This window comes from Vagococcus teuberi (assembly GCF_001870205.1).
Taxonomy (GTDB): domain Bacteria; phylum Bacillota; class Bacilli; order Lactobacillales; family Vagococcaceae; genus Vagococcus; species Vagococcus teuberi.
In genome coordinates this window covers 305285-320959 of record NZ_CP017267.1, presented here as the reverse complement: position 1 = coordinate 320959, position 15675 = coordinate 305285, and the positions used below count along the sequence as shown (strand labels likewise).

The window sequence follows — 15675 nt, the reverse complement described above, 5'->3', positions numbered from 1 at the left end:
ATTTTATTTTACAACTTTGCAACAGAACCGTATAATATGACTACCATTGGTTATCATTTTTTTCATTTTTCCATTCATTTCTTTCATATTACTCCTCCTTAATTATAATAAAAAGAACACACGTTCCTTTTTTTATTATATCACCTATTTTTATTATTTAAAAATAATTTTGGAACACGGATTTGTATTTTTATAAACGAAATCCTATTCTATCTTTGTATACAAAAATAGCCATATCTCCGCGAGATATGGCTTTTTGATAGATAGTATTCAGTTGATTGACTATGGCTTCATCAAAGTAAAGGTGTAACTGAAATTGATCTTTTGTCTCTTTGTTAAACGTGATTTCTTTGATGAAAGATTGATAGACTTGCTTAATCTCCTTCTTTGAACTTTTATTTATGAATTGTTGAATCGCTTCTAATATCCGACTAATATCCGTGACTTGAATCGGTTGTTTCTTAGTTTGTTTAAGACGTTCTATCTCACGTTGGCGTTGTTGAATCATAATGGTGTCGCTCTCTAGCTGTTCCAATCGTTCTTTCAAGTCTGAATATAGCTCAGGCTTATCATCCAACACTTGCTGCCACTTCGCTTGTTTCGTTTGAATATCAGTCAATTGCTGCTGTAATGTGTGTGATTCTTGTTCAGCTTGACAGGCTTGTTGGTTGATTTCCTTATTCAACGCCTTCACTAACCCTTCCAGTATCTCAGGAACTTGAATGACCTCTTGTAGTCTATCTGCCACAAACTGTTCAGCCTTGTCAGCTCTTACCGAGTTCGCATGACAGACACTTGCTCCCTTATTTCGAAAGTTAGCGCAAGAGTAGTATCGGATCCGTTTCTTCGTTCCATCCTTTAAGGTATTGGTTGTGTTGCTTGCTGCCATTGGTCCCCCACACTCTGGACATCTGAGTAGACCTGTCAGAAGATTTTCACCTCGTTCGTTCCATTGTGGCTGTTTCTTTGCGACTTTCATGCGTGTCTGGACACTCTCAAATAGGTCTTTGTCAACAATTGGCTCATGGGTCCCCTCAACCACTATCGGTTGAGGGTTCTTTCCTTTTCGTCTCTTCTCTTCCCAATTGACGTACTTCGCATATTCTAAATAACCACCATACGTTTTATTCATCAAAATATCTTTAACAGCCACAGTTGAAAATGAGTTGCCTTTCACTGTTTGATAACCTAATCGGTTTAAGTCATTCGCTATCGCTCGATAGCCTTTCCCATTTGCATAGTCTTGATAGATTTTTCTCACAATCACGGCTTCCTCTTCTTGAATCGCTAATTGTTTTCGACCTTCATCATCTACAGTACTCACATACCCTAACATACGACCGCCCGCAAATCGTTTTTGATCTCGCACCAATGACCGCATCGCGAGTTGAACATTCTCACTAATTTGATTTCGTTCAAACTCACCAAATGACCCTAATAATTGAAGCATTAATCGTCCTGTACTCGTACTAATATCAAACTGTTCACTAATCGAGTAGAAGCTCACATTATGTTTATAGAGTTCTTCTGTGGTATTTAAGATATCTCGATTATTACGACCTAAACGAGAGAGTTTCCACACTATTACCATATCAAATAAGTTTTCTCTTGCGTCTGCCATCATCTTTTGAAAGGCTGGGCGATTCTCTGTCCGTTTTCCACTAATCCCTTCATCTGCATAAACGTCGTACACATCATACCCTCGTTGTAAACAAAATTGTCGAATCACTTGTTCTTGTGCGGCCAATGAATACCCATGAACCGCTTGTTCTGTCGTTGATACTCTTAGATAGAGTGCTGCCTTTGGTTGGTCTAATGAATCAGACAACGTCTGATTGAATCCGAATGCCATATAAAAGAACCTCCTTTAATTGTTTGTCTGGTGTAACTTGTATGTGGTCAATATAAGACCAAATGACATCTTGAATAGTATTGTCAGATAGATGGAGTAATTGAGTTACTCTCTCTTCTAATTGTTCTTCAGTCAACGTAATAGATGTCACATCATTCAGTTGTTTTGTGAGTATGTCTAGTTGTTGAACCATCTCCTTTTTGGATAGTGTTCCTTGTTCATATTGATCAAATATGCAAGACTTCTGTTTCATCAAATCACTCACAGTTGCCTCTTTTTGCTTCGCTACTTGTGATAGCTGTTTCTTTAGTTCATCCAGTAATGTCGTGAGATTATCTGTCTCTGTCAGATACGTTTTAATAGAGGTTAGTACTTCTTTTTCTATCTTTGATGCATCCAATCGATAACCTACACAGTCTTCATGACCACACGCATAATAATGATAGGTATGATGATAGATACTATCACTTTGCATTTTTGGACTTAGCTTTCTATCACAATACGGGCAGGAAATTTTCTTTCTCAGAGAATACTCTCGTGTATCTCTCTTCTTTGGTAAGCGACGTGACCGTTTTTCTATGGCTTGTTGAAAGATATCTGGTTGAATAATCGGTATCACATCGTGTGACAGGTAGGGGGTTAGATTCTTACTGTTGTGTCCAATGCGTCCAGTATAAACGGAATGTCGTAAAATAGCCGCAACATGATGTTTTTTAAATGGTTTACCTCGAAAAGTCTTTCCTTCTTTTTGAAGTTGTTGGGCAATTTTTTGATAGCCCATTGAAGTGGACGTGTAGAGAGAAAAAATTTGTCTGACAACCCTCGCTTCAGATGGATGGGGAACAATCTTTCCTTCTTGATAGCGATACCCAAAGGGTACTTTTGCACTCAATACTTTCTTTTCTAACTTCTTCTGTGCCAATCCTTGATTGATATTTTCAATCGTGACACTACGTGTGAACTCAGCTAATGAAAAAAGGATTTGAACAAACAACAATTGAGCGGCTTGTTTGTCTCCTAAAGAAGAAGGTATCGGTTCTAACACCGATACCACTTCAACATGATGTGTCTGACATAACTCAAGGAAATCAAGCGCATTAGAAACATTTCGGGAAAGCCGATCATATCGTGTCACATAGAGTGTTCTTGATTGTGTGGAGGATGTCACCCATTCAATCAATCTGGCAAAATCTGGACGATTGATGGTACTTCCTGAAAGACCATCATCAATGAACCACTTGGATATATCGTGTGTGACATGTTGTTGAATGACTTCCTTCTGCATCTCAATCGATACTTTGTAGTCTCTTCGAACCGACGTTCGACAATAGGCTACATCCATCATTTTAAACGGATCCATATTTTAAATGGACGCTTCCCTTTTTCTCTATTAAAAATAGTGTTCACTCCGTTGTCAGCCTCATTTGAGATGATACCTTGTTTCTTTAAACCGTTTAAAGCTGAACTAATCTGGCTCTGAGTATAACCGTAACTCATTAACCAATCATAAATATCTTTCGTATAGAATAATTCACCAATCTGATAGTTAGATATAATAAAATTTTTAACTAGCGTGTTCATTTGTATTTCCTCCTCTTTTTTTAATAAAAGTATCAATATTAATAAATATTCTCTACTGACATAGTCTCTCAATGATTAACAGAGTAGAAAAATATCTGTAAGATTGACGTTATTAGGTTAAATTGTGACAACTAAATCAGAATACAATAGTTTTATCGTGTGATTCATCGATATAAACTAACTGTGGTAAGAGTGATTTTGCCAGTTCCTCAATGAACTCATTTTGTCTTGATATCATGACTTATTTGCCCCTTTCTTCGCTAATCGGTCTGCTTCGTCATTGAAACGGTCACCCGAATGACTTTTTACTTTTTTAAACGACAGATCAATTTGATGGTGATACTGCTTTATCAAATGAAGATATGCTCCTGCAATATCAGACTTCGCTTTCCAATCACCTAAAGGCCATTTTTCAATCCCTAAGTAATCATAAACGATTTCAGCGTGTTTATAGCCTAGATAGACGGCTCTTCTTAATCCTTGTAATACTGCGACTACTTCCCCACTAATTTGATGTTGATCTAAATACTCTGGTTTGTTCCCTTTACCATAACCACTGTCTACCGATTCACCATCTACCACTAGCACATAGCTCCAACCATACTGTTGTTTCCTGTCATTCCATGACCCATCAACATAGATTTGAACATCTATGTCAGATGTTGGCTGTTTAATGATTGACTGAGAGTGTACTCCTTTTACAAATTCTTCGGCTTCTTCTTTGTTGTCAAATGACTTAAATGAGGCATTGCGAAATCCATTAATTTGTTCTTGACATTCTACCCAGGTATTATAAATGCCTGGAACTCTACCTTCTCTGACTGCATAATATTTACTTACCATGTTGTTCCTCCTAATTCATCAATCTCATATTTTATAAATCGAACGTAGGGAGATCCTCACGTTCGATTCATTTTCCATCAAAATAATAATATATCTCTCAAAGATTATTCAGTTTCTTCTTTGGATTTTACTTTATCTTGATGTTCTAAATATTCTTCATAGGCAACCATTTCTTCTTCCATTTTTTCAAAAAATTTATCAGTCAATTTCCATATGGAGACATTCTTTCCTAATTGTTCAGCCTCTTCGTCTGTCGGTGGTCGATTAATCATCAACTCAGCATTTTTCTTTGAATAAAGCTGTCCACTGATATCAGAGGTCTTCCAACCTTGCTTCCTAAAGTATTTTGACATTTCTTGTGTCACAAACTCTTCCTCTAATTTGTAATTTTCGTATAGATATAGATCAATCTCAAATGATTTAGTTGAAAAACGGTCTGCCTTAGAACCTGTAGTTGTTCCTTTATGTATTTTAACTTTTGTCACACCAGATATACCAAAGGTTGTCTGTACCTCTTCAATTGACATATTTTTTGTGTTCATATCACTCTCTCCTTTATTTATATTGTTATAATGTTCTTTATTTAATTTATCCATCTTGCTTTCCTCCTAATTTGTTATAGTAGTTCATCATCTTCCAAATCGTTAATATTGATAGAAGATATTTTTTGTAAGTTTGTTGTTCCCATTACTAATGATTGACTGTTGCCGAACTGCAACACTTCTTTACTTAACATATATTCATAGGTTGTAAAATGTGTGCCAGATATATGTATTCGTTTAGTATTCCGGCCATTTTCAGTCAGGATCAATCCTCTATCTATCATTTTCTTTATCAGATAGCGCACCTCTGAATTGGGATAATATAGTTTCAGACTTTGCTCAAAATCGGCCATGGCTATATTAACTTTTATCTGTCCTTTTATTTCTTTAAATCTACCAACAAAACGATTAGGATTTTGTAAATAATTTCCTTTATGTAACAATGAGGATTTATATTCCAAAAAAATATTAGTCAATACTTCTTCATATGTTAAATCATCAGAAAATTCTGATAAATTAACAGCTGACAAATAACTGGTATTTAAGTTCTCTTGAATTTTTAAAATATCTAACTCAAAGGGAAATATATCATTAATCAGATAAGAAGTACCCAAGATAACAGCATACTGTGCGATTAATCTTCCTTTTAATTGATTCTGTTTAAACAATGTCGATAATTTATCTTTAGCAAGTTCGTAATAATCAATAATAACTTTTTCATATTTTGAAATTTCCATTAATCTGCTAACAAAGTAAACTGCTGGACACCCTCTGTTGGCATGGCTTATCTTTTTTATCCTTTCAGAAGATTCAGCTGATTTCGTCCACTGAATTTGTCTAAAAGGTAAGATACGCGCATCAATCCCTTGAAAACTAGTCGTTCTATCCTTCAAGCTAATCTCAGAAGAGCTAACAATGGTTGTTGAGAACCGAAACGTTTCTTTTAACTGGGCATCTTTGTTTAACCTTAATCGACTTCTACCTGTCGCTAACTGATAGATTAGATTCGTTAGATTAGATTGATTACATGAACCTAATTCATCCAACGCATAAAGTACGCCATTATTCCGTTCCACCTTTGCCAATATACTGTATGGAGTTGAATTCCAAGTATCCATTAACGAAAGATAAGATCCGTATAATGATGTCATAAACATCTGACTACTTGATTTACCTGTTGTTGAATCTCCCTCAATCGAAATAAATAAGGTTGATAAATCTGGATATGTTTGAGACAATTTTCCAATAATAACAGAGCTAAAACCTATAGATAAAGCCAACTCTAAATCTGTTCCCAATACTTCATTGGTCACCATATCAAGCCAATTTCCCAATGTCCCATTAACTTCGAGATCTAATAAACTAGAATCATCAAGAGTAGAATTCACTTCAGACGTTGATGAATAAGCGTGATTCATTAAAAAACTATTTCCTTCCCATCCTATACTATTGTGATAATGTTCAACTGATAATTGATTTGCCTGTTTTATTAAAAAATCAATCATGTCAGCCTCTGCTCTTGGAGGTATTTGTACCGAAAACTTATTTAATTTTTTAAATTCATTACTTATTAACTGTTCACCACCTATCCATTTTTCTAACCACTCTGATCCTGACAAATATTTTAAGAGATACTGAGATTCGTTGGTCTCTTTGATTCGTCTGCTTTTTTCTATATAGAGTGGTTCCGATATCTTATAAGACCCTTTGTCAGTATGTTTGAATAGACCATCTTTCTTTAAGGTATAACTTTCTAAATTGAAATCTATTCTTTCATTATGAAAAGATTCTATCGAATTTTGTATAAAAGCTTCCTCAGGTATTGGGTATTTTTGTTGAAAGTCTTTTATCGTTAAATATGAATGAGATTCGTGCAAGCATGAAAATCTCACTTTATTATCAGCCGTTTGTTGAATGGTTGCCCCACTCTGATTATTTGAATGAACAGCTAGCGGACAATTTTTCAAGATGAAAAGAGTCATACCAGGTACATCACCTTGCTGAATTCGGTATTCAATTTTATAAAAATCTAACCATTTTTTTGTATATGCTCTAACAAAAGTTTTTGATGTAACTTGCTTTTTTTCTTGAAAATCTGATTCCTCTAACAACTGACTCACTAATTTAAAATCATTAGTCACTGCCGAATAATTTTTCGTTAAAATACTACTTTTTCTATGTGGTCTATCCTCTGTACTCTCACCTTTTGTAGCAAAACAACCATAAACTTTCGTTAGTCTGGAAGGATTTTTTACAGTCGTATCTACTTCAACTTCTGTTGTTGAAAATTTTTCAGCTAACAGTTTTAGAAACCTTCCGACATCCTCGGTTGTCTCAGTCGCGGAGATAGGAGTAATAGGAATCAAAATATGATAGCCATTTCCGGAATCACACGTAATTAGACTTTCAAATTGGTGTTCCTTTAAAAATTGGCAAACATTGTTTGCTATGTTGAGTGCCTTTTCTTTCTCTTCTTTTGTTGAACTAGTACTTTTTTCTCTGATTGGATCAAAATCAATCATAATAAAATGTCTGTCCTCGATATCTTTATCAGACAAAGTTTTTTTTGATAATGATTCTAAGTATGGCTGATTAAACGTCCCAAAAATAGTTTTGTTTGACAACTTATTCGTCTCTAACCACTCTTTAAACTCTAATCTTCCCACGCTGTCTGTTTTAAAATTTTTAGTTGTTATACCTTTTTCTTTGATAATTCTAATATTGGTGTTAGTAACACCAAACGTTTCTAAAAGATTTAAAAAATGTAACATGTAACTTATCTCCCTTTTCTACCGGTAAAAAGGTATTTTATTTTTCTAGCCCTTTATTTTAAACACCTTATCAATAATAAGCAGCAGAGTATTTCGTTACCTTTTTACCGGTATATTTTTTACTACATAATTTTTTCGAATGCATTCTGTAAATCAGATATCTGTCTTATACTTTATAGCATTAGAGGTAAAAAAAAATAAGCCGACAACTTTTTTTTAAAAGTTATCGGCTTATTGATTTTTTATTGATTATGTCCATCTTTATAAGGTTTTCTAATCATGCCCTCTTTATTTTCATTAATCTCTGTTACCTTTTTTTCTCTTAAATTATTGATAGGTATAATTAGAAATTGATCATCACTCAAATAGTGATCTGTTGACAAATTGTTAAATACCTCATTCAGTTTTTCTTTATTCTCTGAGTATATAAACTCATTGTTATCCACATATAACAAATTTGCAAAATCCGACAGATCAGTATCATCTCCATATAACAAACCCTCAAAATTTGATAAATCATTATCACCTATAAATGGCAAATCTTTAAAATATAAGAAATTATTTTTCACTTTCTCATAATTATCTCTAATATCCAATATTTCTTGAGAATAAGATACTGGCTGTAGGTAGTTTGCACAATTTCGTTTAATTTCTTCTTCCTTACTAATTAGGCCATTTAATTGGCTTTCGTATCTCTTTAACTCAGTTGATGAACAATTCTGAGGTTCGTCACTCAACTTGGTCAATATATTTATTTCATCTTGAATTTGATTCAATTTTAACTTTTCGCTTTCGAAATAAATATGATTTGCAAGTAGCATATCTAGCTGCGGTAATTGATTTAATTCTAATTGTTCGTTAACTAGAACTTGGTATGGACCTAATGTTTCATACCATTCTTTTAATGCTCCTTCATCACCCTCTTGGGCTTTGCGATGTAGACCATTATTTACCAATTCCTCTTTTTTAGTAAATAAAATATCATTATTTGTAGAGTCTGTTTGATGATATAACATATCGTCAATTAACCTATCAAAATAATCATTCAACTCAGTTAAAAATTTATTCCTCCCTTTTATATCTAAGAAAGAAGAAGCTATAAAATACTTTGTGATAGTTTCACTGAATCGTTTTAGATTCTCTATCTCTTTTTTGGTTTCAATAAAAATGGTATGATTCGTAATCAGCTCTCTTGTATCATCATCTTCAATTACTTCGATATTATCCACTAATTCCTGATAGTAGCTCATATATTTCGACAAATTTGCAATACCATAATTAACTTCCTTTTTCTTCGTCTTAACATATGGGGATTTGTTAATTAAAGCTGTTAAAATTTTAAAATAATCAAATACTTTTTGATTCATTTGAACCGAATTGCCAATTTTGAAATCAGACATATTTATTTTATAAGTTTGTTCAACCTTCTTAATATCATTTTCTACACTAGAGCTCTTTTTAGATTTTTCCTTCGCCCTATCATCAAATAATGGATCTAACTCTTTATAAATATCAAGTTTACTATACATATAATCCCTCCTATATACTGTAAACTCTATTACTTATTTACGTTTTTAGCAAATATTTATATAGTTTATCCCATTAAAATGTTACCTATAGGCTCCTTAACTTTTTATGAATATAGTATTTTAACTAACAGAAAAAATTAATCTTCTTTTGTTCCACCTAAACTAGATAAATCCTTTTTCTGTATCGCTTGTTTCACACTCTCTTCTGTTACGTTAAGATGAAAATAATCTATTATTCCTAAAGATAACACCATCATATTACTGATGAGATATAACCAACCACTTAGTCCAAAACTTGATTTAAAGGACACCGCATACGATGCCGCTGCCGCATTCCCTAATCCTACGGTATCTTTCACGTTCAAGCGAATCACGATTAAAACTAATAAAGAGGCAATTGGTAAGACAAATCGCCACAATGATTCTTTCTCTTTTAACTTATCAAATTGAGTCATCAATAGTAAAAGAACTGGTACTACCAACAAAACTAAACTATAAATAGTCGAGCCATTAAACAGTATATGATAACCTGAGATACCATAGGTATCTGTATACTTTCCATATGATTCTCCGTAAGTAATCAAACTGCCCACAAACAGTGTCACAATCATCACCACGCTGCATATCGTCCCAATTGTTTTCTTAGATAGATGTTGTTTCATATTTTAATACTCTCCCTTATCCCTATTATTTATGCCACATTGTTTTACGCCTTTGAATACGTTCTTCTAATATAATTCTAGCTGACCGTTTTTCATCTAAGCTATTCCCGTTATACATGATGTACTCTAATTCACTATCACTTAGTTTTCGATACTGATTGTGTCGATTAGCGATATCACGATTAATACCTCGATCTCTTTTCATAACTAATGCATACAAGCTGATTAATCCGACTAGTAAAGCAATCGGAACTTGCCACCACTTAAATTCCGTATCTAATTGCTCATTCACCCATGGTAAAATATACTTCACGATGATGTAGCCTATGGCTACTAAAAATAAGATGCCCATTCTCTTTCACTCCTATGTATCTTTACGTCTATTTATGAACTAAAATAGACTTAGTCATTCTCTTCTCCCTCTTCTGATCGTCTCTCTTCCAACCATTTTGTAATATAAACTAACTCCTCTTCCTCTACTCGATTAGATGTATTATCTTGTCGAATGTCACGCAAAAACCGTCGCATTTGGCGTTCTGAATAATCAAATTTTCTAGCCAACTGTTGAAGCTCTCGACTTGATAATTGTTGTCTTTTTTGTGTTTCTTTTTTAAGATACTGTTTCACATAATCTGCACTAATCAGTTTGGTTGGAAATGTGATAGTCAAGCCTTTAAACTCCTGATATAGTCGTAACGCATCATCTAATGACGTAACCTTCGCAATTGTTTGGTACACCTCATTCAAACTACTTAGTTCTTTCGTCACATAAAGTCACCCTCCTTCCCATCAATTAGTATTAGTTTATCGGTTTTCTTTGGCCATTGCCTGTTCGCTTGTCTAGTCTATTATCACTGACATTGACACCCTATTTGTCAGACAGTCATTCCATTAGCTTTTACTATCGATTAACCGAATCACCTCACAAATAATCGTTGTCCCTACAGTCAGACAAAGCTTTACCCATTGATTCATTTGCTGTCCTCCTTTTCAGTTAATGTCGCGATGACTTGTTTTAAACACTCTATAATCACTTGTCGATAGTTAATCATTCCTATCACACTCCACTACAATAGACGATACTAATTTAGGACCGTGTAATAATCCATATAACAGCTGAGATGAGTCTTTTAGCGGCATCACATACACGACATCTTCTACCCCATAACCATAAAAAGAGACCGTTAGGGTCTCTAATAATCTATCTAAACAATCGGTTGGTATTAACTCAGGCGATAGCTCGTCTTTTCCCAACTCAACGGTTTCTTCTGACCACTCCTCTTGCTTCGTTTGTTTCCCTGTTTCCTGCTCAAACCATTCTTTCCAATCCATTTTTTCTGCTCCTTTCTTCACTTTCAATATATGACGGCTATTCAACCTAACTTTTGATGTTCACGAAATGAGTAGTAACACTCATCTCCAATAATCAAATGGTCGAGTAATTCAATTCCCAATAACTCACTCGCTTTATAGAGTTTTTCCGTTAAACGTTCATCTGCTTCTGAGGGTGTCGGGTCACCGCTCGGATGATTGTGTCCAATCATCAAACGAGTGGCATTTGATAATAAAACTGACTTTAATATATCTCGAGGTACCGCAATGCTTTGATTCGCTGTCCCAATATGAACTAAATGAACCACCGTTGGTTCATTTTTACTGTTTAAACCAATGCTCACTAAATGTTCTCTGTCCTTATTTTCTATAAATGGTCGAATCAATTCATACGCATCATCTGATGTTTGACAACGTCTTGGACCATACAACAGACTCGATTCTTTCACTAATGATAGACTCACAATTGACACACGTTTACTTGGTAATATAGTCATTTTTTCTCTCCTTATAGTTTAATTTTTTTCAATGTCCATGGTTGATTTCGGATACTTGGGACAAGTGGATGAATAGGCCGATTGTCGTCATCCACAATCGCCACCACTTTGTGTTGGTTCGTCTTAGTCAGCAGGGATAGAATCTCTTTCAACCGTTCCTGTGCAAATCCTTTATGTGTCACTGCTGATCCACAGCCTATGATGATTTGTTGGACCTCTTTTTTGTTTAATACTTCCTTCAACAATTCATCTTCTGTTTCCCTGTCCAGTAATGTTTCAGATAGTTTCTTTGTAGAATCAATTCCTGAAACAAGGTTTGCTACCAAATAGCCTTGATACCCCATATCAACCACATGGTTTTGAATCAACATGGTAGTTAAGTCATTTTCTACCCCGCTCACTGAAACTGGCTTCAAGGTAATCACTGCGACAATCGCTTGGTTTTCTGATCCCCATGTCCGTTGTAATAAGTATCGATTTTGTCTGTCATCACTCAAAAAGACTTCATTCTTTATCGTATGCGTTTCTACTTTCATCTTGTTTCCTCCTTAATATTCCTCTGGTAATAACATGGTTTGAGCTTGGCCATCATCAATCGCCCATATTTTTTTCACACTAAGTGAGCGGTATTCTTCAAACAAGTGAAGATGATATATCTGTTTCACCTCAGGTTTTTCTTGGCGATGAACAATCGTTAATAGTTCATGTTCAGTATCAACATCGAATTCAATAATCTGTAGGTAATCCATTGTTGGATCATTTTCTTTTGCCCGTTGTAAGATCAATTGCCAACAAAAGTATTGAAGTTGATAAGGTACCGCTTCTTGAACTCCTTTTGTCACGTAATATTGATTTTGTCTATCAAACATTTCTTTTCCTCCTTCTATTTTTGTGTACACAAAAAAGCCCAACAACCTAATAGGCTGTTGGGCTCATGGTTATAATATATAATTGAAAACAAATTTATTACACCATACGTCGACTCTACTCCTTGATATCAGAGAATACCAAAAATAAGAAAAAACCGCATCATTTATGATACGGTTCTCCATTATTAATTCGAAAAGTTCGATAGATTTGTTCAGTCAACACTAATTTCATCAGTTGATGTGGATAAGTCAAGCGACCAAAAGAGAGTTTTTCATTACTTCGTTGCATCACTTCTGTGGATAACCCTAATGAACCACCTATAATAAACACAAATTGACTTTTTCCACGTGTTGTTAATTTATCTAGTTCATTAGCGAATTCTTCTGATGATAATTGTTTTCCTTCAATGGCCAAAGCGAAAACATAATCTTGATCACTGACTTTATTTAAAATGCGTTGTCCTTCCTTCTCTTTAACCTGATCCATTTCCACTTGACTCAACGTTTCTGGCGCTTTTTCATCTGGCACTTCAATCATCTCTAATTTGCAATATCTACTCAAACGTTTACTATATTCATCTATCCCTTGTTTTAAATATTTCTCTTTTAGTTTTCCTACTGTAATTATTTTTATTTTCATTTTTTACCATCCATTCTTGTCATTTAGTCATCTAAAAAGTTATCCACACTTATCCACATTGTTACTCACATAAGAAAAATAATATTTTGGTCATTTTGTCCACTTATCCACTTAGTGGTGCATAAGTCTTGTTGATAACTTCCTACTTATGCACAACTTCATACTTTTTCCTTAAATTCATCATTTCTTCATAGTTTAAAAAAATATCTTAAGATTTTCAAGTATTGTTCAATTATGGTCATTAAAATTAGACTAATGACTCAATCTTATCTTATAATAAGTTCAAGTTAAACATAAACTAAAAGGAGGATGACATCTATGAGAAAAGACGTCACACCAAACGAAGAACAAAAAAGAGAATCTGTACATAAAAATAATAATCAATCTACTCAAAAACAATCAGTTTTTAAACGATTTGGTATTTCTTTAGCTGCTGGTGCACTAGGAGGATTACTGGTTGTTGGTGGTTACACTTATATTAACGGTCAAAACAATACTAGTTCTACCCCTGCAACTAATAATACAACAACTGTTGAAAAAGGAAAAACAACAGTTAGTAACGTTAAGGTCAATGTTGAATCTGAAGTAACAAAAGCAGTTGAAAAAGTTGAAAATGCTGTTGTATCTGTTACAACATTACAAAAAAGTGATTCTCAACTATCTGAAATAGAAAAAATATTTGGTCGCTCATCAAATACTGAAAATACTGAAGGAGAATTACAAGAAGCTGGAGAAGGTAGTGGCGTTATCTATCGTAAAGACAACGGTAAAGCATATATTGTAACAAATAATCACGTTGTTGCTGGCGCAGATGCAGTTAGTATCATGTTAAATAATGGTAAAAAAGCAGATGCGAAAATCGTTGGAACAGATACATATAGTGACTTAGCTGTGTTGGAAATTTCTGATAAAGATGTGACAACTATTGCTGAATTTGGTAACTCAAACAACATCAAAGTTGGAGAAACTGTTTTAGCAATTGGGTCTCCCCTTGGTTCAACTTTTGCAAACTCTGTCTCTCAAGGGATTATCTCAGCTAAAGATCGTATGATTACTAATCAAACATCTGATGGTGCGATTATTAACAGTAAAGCTATTCAAACAGATGCGGCGATTAACCCAGGTAACTCTGGTGGTGCTTTGATCAATACTGCTGGACAAGTTATTGGAATCAATTCAAGTAAAATTGCTCAAGCAGCTTCTGGTGTGAGTGCTGAAGGTATGGGATTTGCTATTCCAAGTAATGAAGTTGTTAATATCATTAATCAACTTGAGCAAGGTAAATCTGTCGCTCGTCCTATGTTAGGAATCAAGATGGTCAACTTAAACCTATTAAATGCTGAAGACAAGAAAAATGTTTTAAAACTAGATGATAAAATCACTAATGGTGTTGTGGTGGCTTCAGTTGAAAAAGATACTCCTGCTGAAGAAGCTGGATTAAAACAATATGACGTTATCACACAAGTTGATGGTAAAGACATTTCAAGTACTGCTGAATTACAATCTATTTTATACGCTAAAAAAATTGGTGATAAAATGGAACTAACTTATTACCGCAGTGGCAAAGAAGCAAAAACAACTGTCAACTTAACTGCAGACTCTAGCAAATTACAAGAACAACAGAAAAAAGCACAAGATCAACAACAAACTGAACAAAGTACACGTACTAATCCATTTAACTAAAAAAAAGACTCAACTAGAAAAGTATTTTCTAGTTGAGTCTTTTTACTTATATCGCAAACAAATCACATGCTTTATCTGGATCGGTATCCATAATTTTTACTTGTCCGCCCGCATCAATATCATGCTGCTGTAAAATTCCTGTGACTGTCATATTAGCTAGTTCTTTCATATTATTCTCTTTACTTAAATGCCCAAGATAAATATGTTTCGTCCGATCACCAATGATTTCTGTAGCAGTTAACGCACCATCTTCATTAGACAAATGCCCTTTATCCCCTAGTATACGCTGCTTAGTATTCCATGGGTATCGGCCCATACGCAACATATTTGGATCATGATTACTTTCTAATAAATACGCGTCTGCATTTTTTATCACACCTTTAACTTGTTCACTACAATAGCCAGTATCTGTTAAAATTACAAATGATTTATTACCTTTGTAAAAACGATAAAACTGTGGAGCTATGGCATCATGTGATACACCAAAACTTTCGATATCCATATCTCCTAAAGTCATGACTTTTCCCATATCAAAAATATTTCGTTGTTCAAATGGTACATTCCCAATATTTTTTTCCATTGCTTGCCAAGTTAATTCATTCGCATAAATATCTAGATTATATTTTCTAGCTAATACTCCCACCCCATGAATGTGATCTCTATGTTCATGTGTCACTAGTATCGCATCTAAATCTTCTGGTGAACGGTTTATGGAAGCTAATAAACTGGTGATTTTTTTTCCACTAAGACCTGCATCAACTAAGATTTTTCGTTGAGCAGTCTCAATATATAATGAATTTCCGGTACTCCCACTAGCAAGTACACTGATATTAAAACTTGTTTCTGACACTACGACATGCATCCTTCCTACTGA

17 protein-coding genes are annotated in these 15675 nt (G+C 34.3%); 1 reads left to right on the top strand and 16 read right to left on the bottom strand.

Going from position 1 to position 15675, the window contains the following annotated elements:
* Positions 1 to 190: 190 nt before the first annotated feature.
* The 15 genes from BHY08_RS01520 to rlmH all read right to left on the bottom strand — a co-directional run bounded on the left by BHY08_RS01520 (position 191) and on the right by rlmH (position 13118).
* The gene (locus tag BHY08_RS01520; protein ID WP_071456188.1) at positions 191 to 1852 is read right to left on the bottom strand and encodes a recombinase family protein; all 1662 of its coding nucleotides are present in this window, start codon (positions 1850 to 1852) and stop codon (positions 191 to 193) included.
* A complete protein-coding gene (locus BHY08_RS01515) occupies positions 1821 to 3212 on the bottom strand; it encodes a recombinase family protein (RefSeq protein ID WP_071456187.1) in 1392 nt (463 codons plus the stop codon). Before BHY08_RS01515 ends, BHY08_RS01520 begins: the two co-directional genes overlap by 32 nt.
* On the bottom strand, positions 3194 to 3433 hold the full coding sequence (locus BHY08_RS01510) for a hypothetical protein (RefSeq protein ID WP_071456186.1): 240 nt from the start codon (positions 3431 to 3433) through the stop codon (positions 3194 to 3196). Before BHY08_RS01510 ends, BHY08_RS01515 begins: the two co-directional genes overlap by 19 nt.
* A 234-nt stretch (positions 3434 to 3667) precedes the next feature.
* Positions 3668 to 4276 carry a ribonuclease H1 domain-containing protein gene (locus BHY08_RS01505; protein WP_071456185.1) on the bottom strand — a complete coding sequence of 203 codons (609 nt, stop codon included), beginning with the start codon at positions 4274 to 4276 and terminating at the stop codon, positions 3668 to 3670.
* Between the two features lie 104 nt (positions 4277 to 4380).
* A complete protein-coding gene (locus tag BHY08_RS01500) occupies positions 4381 to 4872 on the bottom strand; it encodes a hypothetical protein (RefSeq protein ID WP_071456184.1) in 492 nt (163 codons plus the stop codon).
* A 20-nt stretch (positions 4873 to 4892) separates the two neighbouring features.
* Positions 4893 to 7589 (bottom strand): DUF927 domain-containing protein, encoded by a 2697-nt coding sequence (locus BHY08_RS01495; protein WP_071456183.1) that lies wholly within the window; start codon positions 7587 to 7589, stop codon positions 4893 to 4895.
* A gap of 242 nt (positions 7590 to 7831) precedes the next feature.
* Positions 7832 to 9118, bottom strand: a complete 1287-nt coding sequence (locus BHY08_RS01490) for a hypothetical protein (RefSeq protein ID WP_071456182.1) — start codon at positions 9116 to 9118, stop codon at positions 7832 to 7834.
* Between the two features lie 137 nt (positions 9119 to 9255).
* Positions 9256 to 9780 carry a hypothetical protein gene (locus BHY08_RS01485; RefSeq protein WP_071456181.1) on the bottom strand — a complete coding sequence of 175 codons (525 nt, stop codon included), beginning with the start codon at positions 9778 to 9780 and terminating at the stop codon, positions 9256 to 9258.
* Positions 9781 to 9805: 25 nt separating this feature from the next.
* The gene (locus BHY08_RS01480; protein WP_071456180.1) at positions 9806 to 10132 is read right to left on the bottom strand and encodes a hypothetical protein; all 327 of its coding nucleotides are present in this window, start codon (positions 10130 to 10132) and stop codon (positions 9806 to 9808) included.
* 50 nt (positions 10133 to 10182) lie between these two features.
* Entirely contained in the window at positions 10183 to 10548 is a 366-nt protein-coding gene (locus BHY08_RS01475) for a Mor transcription activator family protein (RefSeq protein ID WP_071456179.1), read from the bottom strand.
* 276 nt (positions 10549 to 10824) lie between these two features.
* Positions 10825 to 11112: a hypothetical protein gene (locus BHY08_RS01470; protein WP_071456178.1), complete on the bottom strand. Its 288-nt coding sequence runs from the start codon at positions 11110 to 11112 to the stop codon at positions 10825 to 10827.
* Positions 11113 to 11153: 41 nt separating this feature from the next.
* The gene (locus tag BHY08_RS01465; RefSeq protein ID WP_071456177.1) at positions 11154 to 11609 is read right to left on the bottom strand and encodes a JAB domain-containing protein; all 456 of its coding nucleotides are present in this window, start codon (positions 11607 to 11609) and stop codon (positions 11154 to 11156) included.
* An 11-nt stretch (positions 11610 to 11620) separates the two neighbouring features.
* A complete protein-coding gene (locus BHY08_RS01460; RefSeq protein ID WP_071456176.1) occupies positions 11621 to 12145 on the bottom strand; it encodes a DUF1643 domain-containing protein in 525 nt (174 codons plus the stop codon).
* A gap of 12 nt (positions 12146 to 12157) precedes the next feature.
* Positions 12158 to 12478 carry a DUF960 family protein gene (locus tag BHY08_RS01455; protein ID WP_071456175.1) on the bottom strand — a complete coding sequence of 107 codons (321 nt, stop codon included), beginning with the start codon at positions 12476 to 12478 and terminating at the stop codon, positions 12158 to 12160.
* Positions 12479 to 12638: 160 nt separating this feature from the next.
* Positions 12639 to 13118 carry a 23S rRNA (pseudouridine(1915)-N(3))-methyltransferase RlmH gene (gene rlmH / locus BHY08_RS01450; protein ID WP_071456174.1) on the bottom strand — a complete coding sequence of 160 codons (480 nt, stop codon included), beginning with the start codon at positions 13116 to 13118 and terminating at the stop codon, positions 12639 to 12641.
* A gap of 318 nt (positions 13119 to 13436) precedes the next feature.
* Here rlmH and BHY08_RS01445 point away from each other — a divergent pair, with 318 nt between their 5' ends.
* Positions 13437 to 14801: a S1C family serine protease gene (locus BHY08_RS01445; RefSeq protein WP_084657148.1), complete on the top strand. Its 1365-nt coding sequence runs from the start codon at positions 13437 to 13439 to the stop codon at positions 14799 to 14801.
* A gap of 46 nt (positions 14802 to 14847) precedes the next feature.
* On the opposite strand, the gene BHY08_RS01440 is transcribed toward BHY08_RS01445, so the two are convergent.
* Positions 14848 to 15663 carry an MBL fold metallo-hydrolase gene (locus BHY08_RS01440; protein WP_071456173.1) on the bottom strand — a complete coding sequence of 272 codons (816 nt, stop codon included), beginning with the start codon at positions 15661 to 15663 and terminating at the stop codon, positions 14848 to 14850.
* Positions 15664 to 15675: the final 12 nt, after the last annotated feature.

Coding starts and splice junctions, on each gene's coding strand:
- BHY08_RS01445 (WP_084657148.1), top strand. CDS start 13,437: ATGAGAAAAGACGTCACACCAAACGAAGAACAAAAAAGAGAATCTGTA.
- BHY08_RS01510 (WP_071456186.1), bottom strand. CDS start 3,433: ATGAACACGCTAGTTAAAAATTTTATTATATCTAACTATCAGATTGGT.
- BHY08_RS01505 (WP_071456185.1), bottom strand. CDS start 4,276: ATGGTAAGTAAATATTATGCAGTCAGAGAAGGTAGAGTTCCAGGCATT.
- rlmH (WP_071456174.1), bottom strand. CDS start 13,118: ATGAAAATAAAAATAATTACAGTAGGAAAACTAAAAGAGAAATATTTA.
- BHY08_RS01495 (WP_071456183.1), bottom strand. CDS start 7,589: ATGTTACATTTTTTAAATCTTTTAGAAACGTTTGGTGTTACTAACACC.
- BHY08_RS01440 (WP_071456173.1), bottom strand. CDS start 15,663: ATGCATGTCGTAGTGTCAGAAACAAGTTTTAATATCAGTGTACTTGCT.
- BHY08_RS01460 (WP_071456176.1), bottom strand. CDS start 12,145: ATGAAAGTAGAAACGCATACGATAAAGAATGAAGTCTTTTTGAGTGAT.
- BHY08_RS01455 (WP_071456175.1), bottom strand. CDS start 12,478: ATGTTTGATAGACAAAATCAATATTACGTGACAAAAGGAGTTCAAGAA.
- BHY08_RS01515 (WP_071456187.1), bottom strand. CDS start 3,212: ATGGATCCGTTTAAAATGATGGATGTAGCCTATTGTCGAACGTCGGTT.
- BHY08_RS01490 (WP_071456182.1), bottom strand. CDS start 9,118: ATGTATAGTAAACTTGATATTTATAAAGAGTTAGATCCATTATTTGAT.
- BHY08_RS01485 (WP_071456181.1), bottom strand. CDS start 9,780: ATGAAACAACATCTATCTAAGAAAACAATTGGGACGATATGCAGCGTG.
- BHY08_RS01520 (WP_071456188.1), bottom strand. CDS start 1,852: ATGGCATTCGGATTCAATCAGACGTTGTCTGATTCATTAGACCAACCA.
- BHY08_RS01465 (WP_071456177.1), bottom strand. CDS start 11,609: ATGACTATATTACCAAGTAAACGTGTGTCAATTGTGAGTCTATCATTA.
- BHY08_RS01500 (WP_071456184.1), bottom strand. CDS start 4,872: ATGGATAAATTAAATAAAGAACATTATAACAATATAAATAAAGGAGAG.
- BHY08_RS01470 (WP_071456178.1), bottom strand. CDS start 11,112: ATGGATTGGAAAGAATGGTTTGAGCAGGAAACAGGGAAACAAACGAAG.
- BHY08_RS01480 (WP_071456180.1), bottom strand. CDS start 10,132: ATGGGCATCTTATTTTTAGTAGCCATAGGCTACATCATCGTGAAGTAT.